The sequence below is a fragment of the Burkholderia sp. LAS2 genome (assembly GCF_018417615.1).
Classification (GTDB): Bacteria; Pseudomonadota; Gammaproteobacteria; order Burkholderiales; family Burkholderiaceae; genus Burkholderia; species Burkholderia sola.
The window spans coordinates 1,166,407-1,180,831 of record NZ_CP071054.1; the positions used below are offsets into that span (position 1 = coordinate 1,166,407).

A 14,425-nucleotide genomic window follows, 5' to 3' on the forward strand; every position below is an offset into this window, starting at 1 on the left:
ATGAATTCCGACGCATCTCCTAACGGGCACTCCGCGATCATCAGGGAGTCGTCGTGGTTGGCGTGTGCTCGTGGCGTACAGGGCTTATTGCTAAGGAGGAACGGCATCGTCGACAGTTTTCGGTCTCGGCTCGTCACTGAATCGCTAGCGAGTTGTCACGTGACAACAGGAGCCGGTGTCTGGAAGACTCGTGCGGCGGGCGGGCTGTATATGAAGGGAAGAGTCCCACGCGAGGGTTACAAACGAGCGTCTCGGTAGCGTGGTCCGGACATCATCAGGCCGTTGATTCCGCTATCGTCGCGTGGACGCTCACGTGTCGAAGCTATGCGTCAGAACAACTGCTGAGGTGCGCCCCCACGACGATATCGTGGCGACTATGATGTGTCCCCATTTACACGATGGAGCGAAATTAGTGTTGCTGCTCGTGTCGGCCAACAGGGGAGGGCTGTCTCGTGGCAAGTATCAATTCACCGTGCCCTGGAGAGGTTCGACGTGCGCGAGATCGCCGCGTATACCGGCCGCAATGGGTGATGAATCCATGTGGCACGGACATGTGACAACCCGAACGGATCGGGTCGTGAAACATTCGCCGAAAATCGATGCTCGCCGGAAATCCTTGTGTGGCAATGGCTTGCGCCACATTCTTCATCCTGTTTCACGCGAAATGAGCGCGAAAAAGCTTGGAAATGGGGGCGTATGCTATTTCAGTGCGACGGCGTTGGGGAACGGCCCAATCGCAGGTAGATTCGTCTTGATCGATACGTGATTTGTAGTTTATGAGACGTTTTGTGGCGGGGCGCAGCTAGAGGTTGTCGACGTGTCGGAGGATCCCTCCACCACTGCGTGGCATCGAGCCGCCAATTCGGCATCAAGTGGGCTTGGTATTTAGCGCCGGTTGTCACGTGACAACGCATGTGCCGAGCCCCAGATTCGTGAAATCGCGAAATATGGAACGGAGAAGCTGAGGCCGGGGAGTCGTCGAGCAGGACTCTGGAGCGCCGCCGGTACAACATGATCTTACAGAGTGGCGCGCGTCCCCTTAAACTGCATGCGACAAATCCAGCCCCGTACTTTGCGAATCCCATCGAAGCCCGTACATCGCTACCGTCCGCGCTCGCGATCAATAACTCGCCACGATCGACAGAGCGACGTCCGCGCCACCTCGCAGGCTATCGATATCCCGTCGCGGAGAATTACCGAACAGCCGACTATATTCCCGATTGAACTGCGTTGGGCTCGCGTACCCGACCCTGAACGCCGCCGACGCTGCATCGAGGCGCTCCGCCAGCATCAGCCGACGCGCCTCGTTGAGCCGTATCCATTTCTGATACTGCAACGGACTCATGCCGGTGAGCTGACGGAAGTGATGATGGAAGGTCGAACTGCTCATCTGAACTTGCGCAGCGAGATCATCGACGCGCAACGATTCGTCGTAGTGAGCGCGCAACCACCGGATCGCGCGCGACACGCGGTTGCACTGACTGCCGGTGGACGCAATCTGGCGCAGGCGCGCGCCCTGGTCGCTCGTCAGCAACCGATAGTAGATTTCCCGCTCGATATACGGTGCGAGAACGGCAATCGCGATCGGGTCGTCCAGCAGCGCGAGCAGCCGGTTCAGCGCGTCGTACAGCGGTTCGGTCATGTCGCCGACGACGAGTCCGCGGCCAGCCGGCGCATCGTCGTGATCCGGCGCGACTTGCATCATCAGTTCGGCCATGACGCGGAAATCGAGCTTGAGGCCGAGCCCGAGAAACGGTTTGTCGGGACTGGCCTCGATGATTTGCGTCGAACCGGGCAGATCGAGCGACGTGATCAGAAAGCGGTTGGCGTCATAGATATACGCATCCCCGCTCTGTATGACCCGCTTCGCGCCCTGAACGACGAGGCCGAAGCTCGGCTCGACCATGCATTCCATCGGCAGCGTCGGCGCTTCCCTTCGATGAAAGCTCAGATTGGGAATGGCCGTGTTGAGGTGATCGACACCTTCGGTCCATCTCGCGACGCGCTCTGCGAGCGCCTGCCGCAATTCGTTCTCGCGGCTGCGGCGGGTCGAACGGTGGCCTGCCTGGTCGAATGCCGTGATGGCGACATCATCGTCTCGTTGGCCGGGCATGTATCGGACGGGTACCGGATGCATGACTTCTCTACTCAGGTAATCGGGTCGACAGGCAGCCGTCGACGTGCAGGGGAGGCCGGCAACGCATTCACCACCCGGAATCGCGGCACGGTCATCTTCTCGGCAGGCACGCGCAGCGACTGGCGGACTACTTCGTCGCCTGCGATGCGCAAAGCTGCCAGCGTCGCGATTTCGCCGCCGGCGCTGCCGCGCGCTCGTCGACCGCGCGCCACCAGCGCTCGCCACGATGCGGCGCGTCGAGATCGAGGTGTTCGCCCATTCTCGGTGTTGACAGTTCGATGCCGCGTACGAGCGCCAACGCCGTGACACGCTCGAACGGCTCCTGCCAGCGATGCATGGCGAGGTCGAACGTGCCGTTGTGGATCGGGACTAGCCAGCGTCCGCGCAAATCGATGTGCGCCTGCACGGTTTCTTCCGGCTGCATGTGCACGTACGGCCATTGCGCATCATAGGCGCCTGTTTCGATCAGCGTGACGTCGAACGGCCCGAGGCGCTCGCCGATCTCCCGGAAGCCATCGAAATAACCCGTATCGCCGCTGAAGAATACGCGCAGGTCGTCGTCGACGATCACCCACGACGCCCACAGCGTACTGTTACCGTCGAACAGGCTACGCCCGGAGAAGTGCTGGGCGGGCGTAGCCGTCAGCGTCAGCCCGGCCACGTCCGCGCTTTGCCACCAGTCGAGCTGGCGAACCTTGTCCGCGTCGACGCCCCATTCGATCAACCGATCGCCGACACCCAGCGTCGTCACGAACACGCCGGTGGTGGCGGCAATCGCGAGCACCGTGTCGCGATCGAGGTGATCGTAATGATCGTGCGACAGGATCACGCCGCGCAGCGGCGGAAGATCTTCCAACGCGATCGGCGGCGCATGAAAGCGCTTGGGGCCGATGCGCCGAAACGGCGACGCGCGCTCGGCGAACACCGGATCGGTCAGCCAGAATTCGCCGCGCAGCTTCAGCAACAGCGTCGAATGGCCGAGCCGGTACAGGCTGCGATCGGGCGCCGCGTCGAGTTCCGCGCGGGTCAGCGAATCGACGGGGAGGGCGCCGGCCGGCACGGTATGACGCGGCTTGTTGACCAGCATGTTCCATGCGATGCCCAGCGTCTTGCCCAATCCTTCGGCGGGCCGCGGCGCGACATTGGCAAAGCGCTCGCCGTTGTGCTGCGGCGAACCGCCGGACAGCGTCCGGCCGCGGCGGGCCGCCGCAAAGCCCAGAATGCGGTGAATCAAAACGAGAGGCGATGCCATGTCCGGTTCGTCCGAAGAATAAAGTACACTAAACAGTGTAGTTTATTTTTGAGATAAGTAAACTGCCCGGTGTAAAATTTCCGTATGGATACCAGCACTTGCCCTCAGCGCCTGACCGACCGAAAGCGCGCGGCCATCGTCGATGCGGCGATCGAGGAATTTCTCGCGGCCGGCTACGATGCGACGAGCATGGATCGTATCGCCGCGCGCGCGGATGTGTCGAAACGCACGGTCTATAACCACTTTCCGAGCAAGGAGACGCTATTCGCCGCGATCTTGAACAAGCTGTGGGATGCGACCCGGACCGGCAACTTGCCGACCTATCGCGCCGACGTGCCGCTGCGCGAGCAACTGCTCGCGCTGCTCGAGCGCAAATTGCGGTTGATGAACGACGAAGCGTTTCTCGCGCTGGCGCGCGTCGCGATCGGCGCCGCCATCCATTCGCCGGAACGCGCGCGCGACATGGTCGAACGTCTCGGCGAGCGTGAGGAAGACGTCACGGTCTGGGTGCGTGCGGCCGCGGCGGCCGGCCGGCTGGCGGTCACCGATCCGGTGTTCGCCGCGCATCAGTTGCATGGCGCGATGAAGGCATTCGCGTTCTGGCCGCAGATCACGATGGGCCAGCCGCCGCTGACGGCGCAGGAGCAGCAGAAAGTGGCGGAATCGGCCGCCGACATGTTCCTCGCGTACTACGCGCGACTGGACGACGGCGCCGCGTCGCATCGCACGCAGGATTGAACGCGCATCCGCGGGCATCCGGTAGCGCGGACCAGTCGAAATCGTTGCGATGCGCGAAACCCGCCAATCCGGAGAAGCCGAACGCACAATCGCACCTACCCGTGTCGACCAGCCAGCCGGCCCAAACCCGGCGATACGTCCGCGCACCCGAAACCGACTGCGAGCAACGACCCATGAAAACGCTGTTGATCGTCTATCACACGATGACCGGAGGCACGCAGCAGATGGCCGAAGCGGCTGCCGGTGCGGCTCGCGAGCAGCCCGGCGTCGACGTCAGGCTACAGCGCGCGGACGCGACGAGCGCCGACGACGTGCTGGCAGCCGACGCGTACCTGTTCGCGACGCCGGAGAATTTAGCGGCGATGTCCGGGCTGATGAAGGATTTCTTCGATCGCTGCTACTACGCGGCGCTCGATCGCGTGAACGGTCGTCCGTATGCGGCGATGATCTGCGCGGGCAGCGACGGACAGAACGCATTGCGGCAGATCGACCGGATTGCGACCGGATGGCGGCTGAAGAACGTCGCACCCGGGCTGATCGTCTGCACACATGCGCAGACGCCGGAGCGTATTCTCGCGACGAAGACGATCGACGAAGACGCGCTCGCGCGCTGTGCCGAACTGGGTGCGGGGCTTGCCGCGGGGCTGGCACTGGGCGTGTTCTGAGGACGGATACGGCAGCGCCGATCTGCCGAATCGACACAGGCGGGATCTGCAGTCGTTCGCGCAATACCGGTTTCGCAAACAACGCCGGACCGCCGCGTGCCGGGGCTTCAGCCGCCCTTCGCAGTGCCCGAAGGCCGGTGATGTTCGGGCCAAAGACGTTTGACGAGATCGCGCGATGCGCCGTACGCGTAGCAACTGTCGATCTTGAGCGGCTTGCCTTCGCTGTCGCGGTAATCGAGCGACGATCGCCGCATGCCGACCATCGTCTGATAGGCCGTCGTCGCGATCGGGCCGAGCAATTCCTTCAGGTGCGTGCACGTATCGCAAGACGGCAGGCGCTTGCGCACCTCGCTGTTCCAGCCCGCGCCGATGGTCAATCCGACGAGCGCCTGCAGCGAGTCGCCGCCGCCCGGACATTGCGCATACGGATGCGAACGGATGAACGTGGATACGGCGCGCACGACCATGTCGACGTCGAAGACGAGCGTCACGCCAAGCTCGTGGAGCGGCGTCAGCGCCGCGACCGTCCGCGCACCGCCGGGCGGCGTGAAATCGCTGGTCTTGCGGTCCGCGAGGCAGGCCGTTACTTCGAACAGGCCGTCGCTGCGCCGATAGCCGCGCATGTCGATCTGCCGATGGTGGATCTCGTCGCGCGTGATGCCGTCGTGCGGGGTGTCGTCTTGGGAAACCATGCATCCGCTCCGTCTCTTGAAACCGGGTCTTTTCGCAGGCAACGGGATCGCGCACGGCCGATCGGGCGTACGGTGAAAAGCCGGCGGGACGTGCTGCCAACGAAGTCGATTCGGCCATACTACGCACTTTCCGATATTTTCGTCCGCGACGCGTTCGATGCGGACGCAACCAATCGGCCGCCGATGCCGGCGCAAGCGAGGGTCGGGCGGGCGTGTCGGGCGACGTCGGGGGCCATGCAATGCAACGCTTTGCCGACGCGGCACGACGCTGTTCGACGGCTGTCGCGCGGAAGATCGCATATTCAGTCGAGCGTCCGCCCGGCCCGATTTCCGGCCGGGCCGCGAATGGCGTGACATCCGGAAACGTATCCATATAATGCGCAACACGACCACGCGGACGCATTTTCGGCGCCGCGGCTCGGGCAAATGCGGACCGGCGAGTCAACCGACCGTCCCGCGTACCGGTATACTTCCACTCCTGCCTTGTCCGGCATCGAGGCCGGGTGCCTGAAAACAGAGTGGCGTGCGCGATGCGGCCCCGTAGTGTTCCGCACCGGCGGCAGGCCGGCCGCACGCATGGCGGCGATGCTTTTGCGCCGCGCGGCATGGCCGCACGAACCACACCTTATATTCCTGGTGGATTGAATTTATGGGTTTTGAACAACTTGCCGAATTGCGGGCGCAGCTCGCAGCGAAGGCCAAGCAGGAGCGCAACGCGAAGCGGCCGGCGGCGCCGACGGACGCCGGCGCGAAGCCGAAGTCCGGCGACCAGCCGTCCCGCGGCGCCAAGCCGGGCGCCGGCGCGAAGGCGCAGCAGCGGGCGAAGCCTGCTCCGACGAAGCCGTCGGCGCCGGTCGATCCGGTCATCGTCGCGATCGGCAAACTGCAGCGGAAGTTTCCGCGCGCGTTCCCGAAGAATCCGGCCCCTAAAGTGCCGCTCAAGGTTGGCATCTGGGACGATCTCGCCCGCGAAGCGCAGGCCGTGGGCCTCAGCGAAGCGGAACTGCGCGAGGCAATGTCGACGTGGTGCCGCGGCAACCGCTACTGGTCTTGCCTCGTCGAAGACGCGGTGCGCGTCGACCTGCAGGGTAACGAAGCCGGGCGCGTGACGCACGACGACGCGGCGCGTGCGCGCCGTCTGAAGGCTCGTCGCCCCGGCGGCAAGGGCGCGGCACAATCGGCCAAGGGTGCGCCGCAGCAGCCGAAGGCCGAGCAGCAGGCCGAGGTCGCTGCTGCACTGCAACCGGCGCAAGCCGAAGCCGAAGCGAAGGTGCAGACCGATGCCGCGCCGCATGTCGAAGCGGAAGCGAAGGTGCAGACCGGCGCCGCACCGCAGGTCGAACAGCAAGCGGCCGGCAACGAGTAATCCACATCGCGCGCCGCGTACCCGCTGCAAGCCGCGGCGGCGCATGACACGACAGACCGACCTGCGTCGACAGACGTAGGTCGGGACTGCCTCTACCGGCGCTGAACCTGCCGGTCCATCTCCTCCCCGTCGAACAGACAACGCGACCGGACGACTCATATTCGTCGATCGGGCTCGACACGCGCGCGATCTTGATTGTTCCGCTGACGTTCAGATAATTCGCATCCCTGAGTAATTGGCGAGCCGACCGGATAATGCGCGTTACGAAATGATGAAGCGAAACGCGTCGATCGACACGCGAGCGATCCCGCCTGCTCGTCGCGATAAAAATTGCGCGCGATAATCACGACTGGATCATCAGCCCGCGGGCAAGCCGATTGCCGCGATACAACCGTCATTCGAAAAATAAGGCAGGCCTGGCTCGATCCAAAGCCATGCCCAGCGTCGTTAACGCCAACTCAACCCGGACCATGAACCCGAGACGTTCCGCGATTTTCGTCGCGCTCGCCGCTGCCGCGCTGTTCGGCGCCGCGACACCGCTCGCCAAGGCGCTGATCGGCGCGATGTCGCCGTTCATGGTCGCTGGCCTCTTCTATCTCGGCAGTGGCGTCGGACTCGGCATCGGGATGCTGCTGCGCGGCTGGCACGGCCGTCACGCACCGGCCGCGGACGCCGCGCCGTTGCAGCGCGCCGATCTGCCGTGGCTGGCCGGGGCGATCGCGGCGGGCGGCGTGGCTGGCCCGGCTCTGTTGATGCTCGGCCTATCGAGCACGCCGGCGGCGACGAGCGCGCTGCTGCTCAATCTCGAGGGCGTGCTGACGGCCGTGATTGCGTGGGTCGTGTTTCGCGAGAACGTGGATACGCAGGTATTTCTCGGCATGGTGGCGATCGTCGCCGGCGGCACGCTGTTGTCGTGGACGCCGGGTCGGGCCGGCGTGCCGGTCGGCGCGCTGCTGATCGTCGGCGCATGCCTGTGCTGGGCGATCGACAACAACCTGACCCGCAAGGTGGCCGCCAACGACGCGATGGTGATCGCGTGCGTGAAAGGGCTGATCGCGGGGCCGGTGAACATCGGCATCGCGCTGGCGACCGGCGCGACGCTGCCTGCGATACCGGTCACGGCGGAGGCGATGCTGACGGGGCTCGGCGGCTACGGGATCAGCCTCGTGCTGTTCGTCGTCGCGCTGCGTCATCTCGGCAGCGCGCGCACCGGCGCGTACTTTTCGATTGCCCCGCTGTTCGGGGTCGTGCTGTCGCTGCTGATCTGGCCCGCGTTGCCGCCCGCGACGTTCTGGATCGCGGCCGCGCTGATGGCGCTCGGCATCTGGCTGCACGTGCGCGAACGGCACGAACACACGCATGCGCACGAGCGGCTCGAGCATACGCATCGGCATCGGCACGACGACCATCACCAGCACGCGCACGACTTCCCGTATGACGGCGATGAACCGCACACGCATCCGCACGTGCATCTGCCGATCACGCACAGTCATGCGCATTTTCCGGATATTCATCACCGGCATCGACACTGACCGCGTCGTGAGCGACGGGCGCTGCGCATTGCAAGGTGGCCGTTTATGGGAACGCTAACAGCCGATCGTTGGTTCCGGAATGCTGGTTGCCCGCACATTGCGTGCGATCGTCACGCGATCACTCGACGCCGACGATCACGCTCGATGCCTTGAAGACCGCGGATGCGGCGGCGCCGCTCGCGAGCCCGAGACGACCGACGCTGTCGTTGGTGACGATCGCGACGATTTCCGCACCGCTCGCCGCCTTGATCACGACCTCCGAATTGACCGCGCCCTTCGCGACCGACGCGACGGTGCCCGCGACGCAGTTGCGAGCCGACACCTTGCTGCTGTCGACGTCGACCATCACGATGACCGACGACGCCTTGACGAGCGCGAACGCGTTCGTGCCGGCCGCGAGGCCCAGCGACGCCGCGCTGCCATGGGTGATCACGGCGACGATCTCGAGGCCGTCCTGCGTGCGCAGCGTGATTTCGTCGTTGACGGCACCGGGCTTGACGGCGCTGATCTCGCCGGCGAATTGGTTGCGGGCGCTCGTTCGCATGATGACTCTCCGGGTGGTTGCCGCGGCAGAGCCGGCTGCGGCAAAAGGTGATTGGAAATGCATCGGCCAGTGTACCGTCAACGCCGGCCCTGCGAGTGCCATCGCGCGAATCGGTACAACCCGTTGCCGCGGGGCGTGTCGTCACGCATGCGATATAGCCGATGTCGCTACGGCGCCGACGGGCCGGCCGCGGGTGCCGCGGCCGCGGAGCCGGCGTCCGCGGCGGCTGCCGCACCGTCGCCGTCCCAACCGCCGCCGAGCGCGAGGAAGAGCCGCACCTGGTCGGCCGCGACCTGCCCTTCGGCCGCCGCGACCTGCGCCCGCACGCTCGTCAACGTGCGCGTCGCGTCGAGATCGGCGATGAACGATTCGCGACCGGCCGCATAGAGACGATGCGTTTCGGCGGCGGAACTGCGGGCCGATTCGTACGCGGTGCGCAGCGCATCCGTGCGTTGCACGTCGGCTGCATAGGTCGCGAGGCTCGACTGCGTTTCGCGCAGCGCGTTCAGCACGACGCCGTCGAAGTGCGCGAGTGCGCCGCCCGTCGCGGCTTCGGCTTCGCGCACGCGCGCACGCTGGCCGTTCACGGGGAACGACCAGCTGATCAGCGGTCCGAACGACCAGCGATTCGTGGTGGACGAGAACAGGTCGGCGGCGACGCCGACCGAGCCGGCCGATGCGCCGATGCTGACCGACGGGTACAGCGCGGCGGTTGCCACGCCGATCCGCGCGGTCGCGGCGGCGAGCTGACGCTCGGCTTCGCGCACGTCGGGGCGGCGGCGCAGCAGCGCGGCGCCGTCGCCGATCGGAATCGGCTGACGCAGTTTCGGCAGGCGTTCGCATTCGGCGGCGGCTTTCGGCAGGTCGGCCGGCGCGCGCGCGAGCAGCGCGGCGAGCTGGTACTGCGCGATCTTGCGGCGGCCTTCGAAGCGCGGAATGTCGGCGGACAGCGTGCGCACCTGCGTCACGCCGCGCGTCACGTCGGTCTGGTTCCCGCGCCCCGCGTCGCGCAGCCGCTGCGACAGCGCGACGCGCTGTTGCTGCAGCGCGAGCGACTGCTTCGCGATCGCCAGTTCGTCGCCGGCCGAGCACGCTTCGACATACGCGCGTACGACGTCGGCCACGACCGTGATGCGCGCGAGGTCGCCGGCCGCCTTGACGGCCTCGCTGTCCGCGCGCGCGGCTTCGACGCCGCGCCGCAGCTTGCCGAACAGGTCGAGCTCGTACGACACGTTGATGCCGACCGTGCCTTCGTTGACGACCGGCAGCTTGTTTTCGAGCAGGTATTGCTCGGCCGATTCCTGCGCGCGCTGCACGGCCGCTTCGGCTTTGCCGGAGAAGCCGCCCTGTTCGTTCGCGACCACCAGCGCCGCGCGCGAGCGGGCGAGGTTCGCCGCGGCGACGCGCAGGTCGGTGTTCGACTTCAGCGCATCGCGCACGAGCCCATTGAGTACCGGGTCGTCGTACAGTTGCCACCAGTTGCCGGGCACCGCGTCGCGCGACACCAGCGTGCCGTTCGCGTCGTCGAGCGCATGGTTCGCGAGCGGCGCGTTGACGTACGCCTGTTGCGGCAGCGTGTAGTCGGGGCCGACCGACTTGCACGCACCGAGTGCGAGCGCAAGCGGGGCGAGCGTCGCCGCGACGCGCAGACCATGCCGCTTCATTGCGAGGCTCCCGCGGCGCTGGCGGCCGTACCTGACGTAGCCGAAACCGGCGCGGCCGCCGATGCGGTGCCGGTGCCCACCGGCTTCGCGTCGTCGTTGCGGTGCGTGTCGGCGCCGCGCATCGATACGGTCGCGGTACGGCCCGCGATCATCCGGAAATCGTCGGGCACCTCGTCGAGCACGACGCGCACCGGCACGCGCTGCGCGAGCCGCACCCAGCTGAACGCCGGGTTCACGTTCGGCAGCAGGTTCGCGCCTTGCGTGCGGTCGCGATCCTCGATCGCGGCGACGATGCTCTGCACGTGGCCGCGCAGCGCATGCGGCTCGCCCATCACGATGATGTCGACCGGCTGGCCGATATGGATGCCGCGCAGCTTGGTTTCCTCGAAGTAGCCGTCGACGCGGAACGAGTTGCGGTCGACGACCGACAGCACCGCGCGGCCGGCCGGCACGTATTCGCCGACGCGCGGGGCGCGGTCGTTCAGGTAGCCGTCCACGGGACTGACGATCGTCGTGCGCTGCAGGTTCAGCTTCGCGGTGTCGAGCGACACCTGCGCATCGGCGACGCTGGCTTCGCCTTGCTCGACGCGCGTGCGGCTTTCCTCGACCTGTTCGCTCGCGACCAGGTTGCCGAGCTGCAGGTTGCGCGCGTATTCGCGCTTCGCCTGCGCCAGCGTCGCGCGGCGCTGCGCGAGCGTCGCTTCGGCGAGCCGTTCCGCGAGCGCGTAGCGCGCCTGGTCGATCACGAACAGCACCTGGCCGCGCTTGACCTCCTGGTTGTCGGCGACCTGCACCGACGTGATGAGGCCCGACACGTCCGGCGCGACCTGGATCACGTCGGCCCGCACGTGCCCGTCGCGCGTCCACGGCGAGAACATGTAGTAGTTGATGATGCGCCACAGCACGAGGCCGGCTACGACGACGACGATCAGGGTGAGCAGGACTTGCCCTGCCGAGAGCCAGGTTTTTTTCACGTTAGGTAGCCACGAGTTGGTGGGACACGATCACGACGGCGGCCAGCACGAACACGTAGATGCCGAGGTCGAAGATCGAACGGTGCCAGACGAGGCGGTAGAAGCCGACGCGCTCGAGCACCGCGCGCACGACGATGTTGATCAGGTACGCGATCAACATCAGTACGAGCGGGGCCGGCACGAACACGCCGAAGATATCGATTTCGCCGATCATGGTCGCGGTCGGAAGGACAAGGTGGAAAGCCGGCTCATGCGCGTGCTCCGTCCGGCGTCTGTGGCGCTTGCGCGGCCGCGGCCGGATACAGCGACAGGCGCAGGCCGACAAGCGCATGCAGCGTGTCGCGCAGCCGGCGGTGCGTGACCGGCGCCGCGGGCGTGGCGGTGCCGTCGGCCGGCGCGGCGCCCGGCAGGTTGCGGCTGGCCACGCGCCGCAGCGCGTCGTCGATCGTCGCGAGCAGGGCGGGCGGCGCGGGCTGGCGCGCGTTCGCGGCCGCGCAGCGCGCGTAGTGATCGGTGACGCCGGCCAGCACGCGATCGATCGCGTCGGGCACGTCGCCCGACAGCCGGCGCCGCGAGCGGCGCAGGTCGAGCGCGTTCAGCGCGATGCGCAGGTCGCGGAAGCTTTCGATCGACGGGTGGCGGTGGTCGTCGGACGCGCCGAGGCGCGGCAGCAGTTGCGTGACGCGATCGAGCATCCGCGATGCGTGGTTGCGCTGATCGTCGAGCGGTTGCGTCGACGCGGAGCGCGCGACGTCCTCCCAGCCCGAGCGTAGCAGGCGCCGTACCGCGAGTTCCGCGCCGAACGGCCGCGTCGCGCGCGTCCACACGTACGCGAACAGCAGCCCGGCGACGCCCGCGAGATTACTGTTCAGGAACACGAAGAAATCGGCCTCGTACGCGCTCTGGATGCTGATGAAGGTGGCCGTGTTGACCGCGACGAGCATCGTCACCATGTTGAACTGCGGGCGCGGCAGCAGCGTGCCGATCAGGATGAACGGCCCCGCGAACATCAGCACGAGCATCGCGAAATCGTGCACGTGCGGCAGCACGACGAACAGGTACAGGCCCGCGAACACGACGCTCGCGGCGGTCGACAGGAAGAACTTGAACACCAGCGGCGCGGGCTCGTCGAGCGCGGCGAAGAAGCTGCACGACACGGCCACGAGCGTGACGGCGGCCGCGCCGTCGTGCCAGCCGGACGAGATCCACAGCCAGCACGCGAACACGATCGCGAACACGACGGTCAGCGTCGAGAACAGCATCATCCCGCGATCGAAGAAGCGCTCGGTGCCGCCGAGCCGCCAGTGCCGGTAGCGCGGCTGCCACACGCCCGACTCGTTCGCGATCAGCGCGCGCAGCGAGCGGCAGTCCTGCCAGATGTCGATGACCTGGCGCAGCCGCCACAGCGCATTCGACAGCAACGCGCCGTCCCAGCTCGCCAGCGCGCTGTCGGGAGGCTGCAGCGCGGCGATGCGCGCGCGCAGGTCGTCCGCGACCGGATCGTGCGCCATATCGCCGTCGGAACCGGTCTTCACGGCCGGCAGCGGCGCGTCGAACCATTTCGCGGCGTCGGCCAGCAGCGCGTCGAGCGCGGGCGGGCGCACGTGCAGGTCGCGCATCAGCGCGATCAGCGGGTCGGCGAGCGACGACATCAGCGGCAGGAACAGCTGCATCCGGCCCGCGAGCGCCTGCGCGCGCGCAAGCACGCGCGGATGCGCATGGTCGTAGCCCAGCTGGCTCAGCAGGAATTCGAGGCCGGTGATCGTCGCGGCGAGCCGCTGCCGGCATGCGGACAGCGCCTTGCCGGCCAGGTGCCCGGACAGCGTTTCGCGGCCGTAGAACGCGGCGTCCTTGAACCACGCGTCGGTGCGCTCGATCAGCGTCGGCGCGAGCCGGTTCGGGAACACGGCGCTGCCGACCACGCTCGCGCACACGATGCCGAGCACGATTTCCTCGGTGCGCGCGATCGCAACGTCGAATATCGTGGACGGATCGGTGACGGTCGGCAGCGCGACCAGCGGCATCGTATAGCCGGCTAGCATGAACACGTAGCTGCGCGCGGTGCGGTCGGAGATCGCGAGGTACAGCAGCGTGCCGCACCAGGTCGCGACGATGATGCTGAACAGGAGCGGCGTCTCGACGAACGGCGGCACGAAGAAGATCGCGGCGGCCGCGCCGAGCGCGGTACCGAGCGCGCGGTACAGCGCCTTCGAGCGCGTCGCGCCGACGAACGGGTTCGACACGATGTAGACGCTCGCCATCGCCCAGTACGGGCGCGGCAACTGGAAATACAGGCCGAGGTACAGCGCCAGCATCGACGCGGCGAACGTCTTGCCCGAGAACAGCCAGTCGCGAAGGCTCGGATAGGTCATGACGCGGAATCGGCGGGGTGGGACGCGTGCGACGCCGGAGGATGCGCGTCGGCGGCGTTGAACGCGTTCAGCACGCGCAGCGTCGCTTCGAGATCGGCGCGCGACACGCCCTTGAGCACCTGGGCGCGCAGCGCGCGCAGGTCTTCCTCCATCTTCGCGGTGACCGCGCGGCCGGCGGCCGTCAGCGAGATCGTTTTCGCGCGGCGATCGTGCGGATCCTCGTCGCGGCGTGCGAGGCCGGCCGCGCACAGCTGGTCGAGCAGGCGCACCAGCGACGGCCCTTCGATGCCCACGTGCTCGGCGAGCGTGCCTTGCCGCACGCCTTCGCCGAGACGCCCGGCGATCAAGAGCGGCGTCGCGCAGGCCTCGGATACGTTGTACGCGGTCAGCACGCCGTCGCTGGTGCGGCGCCACTTGCGCGCGGTGAGCACGAGCAGGCTGCTGACGGCGAGGCGGAGGTCGTGCAGATTGGTCATGGGCGAGATGATA

13 protein-coding genes are annotated in these 14,425 nt (G+C 66.8%); 4 read left to right on the forward strand and 9 right to left on the reverse strand.

Going from position 1 to position 14,425, the window contains the following annotated elements:
- Positions 1-1,120: 1,120 nt before the first annotated feature.
- Together JYG37_RS34185 and JYG37_RS34190 are read right to left on the reverse strand one after the other, a co-directional pair.
- Positions 1,121-2,137, reverse strand: coding sequence for an AraC family transcriptional regulator (locus JYG37_RS34185; RefSeq protein WP_213346821.1), 1,017 nt, complete (start codon positions 2,135-2,137; stop codon positions 1,121-1,123).
- A 127-nt stretch (positions 2,138-2,264) separates the two neighbouring features.
- Entirely contained in the window at positions 2,265-3,389 is a 1,125-nt protein-coding gene (locus tag JYG37_RS34190) for an MBL fold metallo-hydrolase (protein ID WP_213346823.1), read from the reverse strand.
- Positions 3,390-3,473: 84 nt separating this feature from the next.
- Between JYG37_RS34190 and JYG37_RS34195 the strand changes: the two genes are divergently transcribed.
- Positions 3,474-4,127, forward strand: a complete 654-nt coding sequence (locus tag JYG37_RS34195; protein ID WP_124679244.1) for a TetR/AcrR family transcriptional regulator — start codon at positions 3,474-3,476, stop codon at positions 4,125-4,127.
- Positions 4,128-4,300: 173 nt separating this feature from the next.
- Positions 4,301-4,792: a flavodoxin family protein gene (locus JYG37_RS34200; protein ID WP_124651827.1), complete on the forward strand. Its 492-nt coding sequence runs from the start codon at positions 4,301-4,303 to the stop codon at positions 4,790-4,792.
- Between the two features lie 107 nt (positions 4,793-4,899).
- On the opposite strand, the gene JYG37_RS34205 is transcribed toward JYG37_RS34200, so the two are convergent.
- Positions 4,900-5,484: a DUF2889 domain-containing protein gene (locus tag JYG37_RS34205; protein ID WP_050015673.1), complete on the reverse strand. Its 585-nt coding sequence runs from the start codon at positions 5,482-5,484 to the stop codon at positions 4,900-4,902.
- A 649-nt stretch (positions 5,485-6,133) separates the two neighbouring features.
- Here JYG37_RS34205 and JYG37_RS34210 point away from each other — a divergent pair.
- Both JYG37_RS34210 and JYG37_RS34215 read left to right on the forward strand, forming a co-directional pair.
- Entirely contained in the window at positions 6,134-6,850 is a 717-nt protein-coding gene (locus JYG37_RS34210) for a ProQ/FINO family protein (RefSeq protein ID WP_249746099.1), read from the forward strand.
- Between the two features lie 470 nt (positions 6,851-7,320).
- Entirely contained in the window at positions 7,321-8,382 is a 1,062-nt protein-coding gene (locus JYG37_RS34215) for a DMT family transporter (protein ID WP_213346825.1), read from the forward strand.
- Between the two features lie 118 nt (positions 8,383-8,500).
- Here JYG37_RS34215 and JYG37_RS34220 read toward each other — a convergent pair whose 3' ends face one another.
- The 6 genes from JYG37_RS34220 to JYG37_RS34245 all read right to left on the reverse strand — a co-directional run bounded on the left by JYG37_RS34220 (position 8,501) and on the right by JYG37_RS34245 (position 14,412).
- A complete protein-coding gene (locus JYG37_RS34220) occupies positions 8,501-8,926 on the reverse strand; it encodes a TOBE domain-containing protein (RefSeq protein ID WP_124555184.1) in 426 nt (141 codons plus the stop codon).
- A gap of 167 nt (positions 8,927-9,093) precedes the next feature.
- Positions 9,094-10,590, reverse strand: coding sequence for an efflux transporter outer membrane subunit (locus tag JYG37_RS34225; RefSeq protein ID WP_213346827.1), 1,497 nt, complete (start codon positions 10,588-10,590; stop codon positions 9,094-9,096).
- Positions 10,587-11,564 carry an efflux RND transporter periplasmic adaptor subunit gene (locus tag JYG37_RS34230; protein WP_124637411.1) on the reverse strand — a complete coding sequence of 326 codons (978 nt, stop codon included), beginning with the start codon at positions 11,562-11,564 and terminating at the stop codon, positions 10,587-10,589. The genes JYG37_RS34225 and JYG37_RS34230 overlap by 4 nt, the downstream gene beginning before the upstream one ends.
- Before the next feature lies 1 nt (position 11,565).
- On the reverse strand, positions 11,566-11,778 hold the full coding sequence (locus tag JYG37_RS34235; protein ID WP_006481008.1) for a DUF1656 domain-containing protein: 213 nt from the start codon (positions 11,776-11,778) through the stop codon (positions 11,566-11,568).
- 34 nt (positions 11,779-11,812) lie between these two features.
- Positions 11,813-13,936 (reverse strand): FUSC family protein, encoded by a 2,124-nt coding sequence (locus tag JYG37_RS34240; RefSeq protein WP_124631646.1) that lies wholly within the window; start codon positions 13,934-13,936, stop codon positions 11,813-11,815.
- The gene (locus JYG37_RS34245; RefSeq protein WP_050015660.1) at positions 13,933-14,412 is read right to left on the reverse strand and encodes a MarR family winged helix-turn-helix transcriptional regulator; all 480 of its coding nucleotides are present in this window, start codon (positions 14,410-14,412) and stop codon (positions 13,933-13,935) included. Before JYG37_RS34245 ends, JYG37_RS34240 begins: the two co-directional genes overlap by 4 nt.
- Positions 14,413-14,425 lie beyond the last annotated feature (13 nt).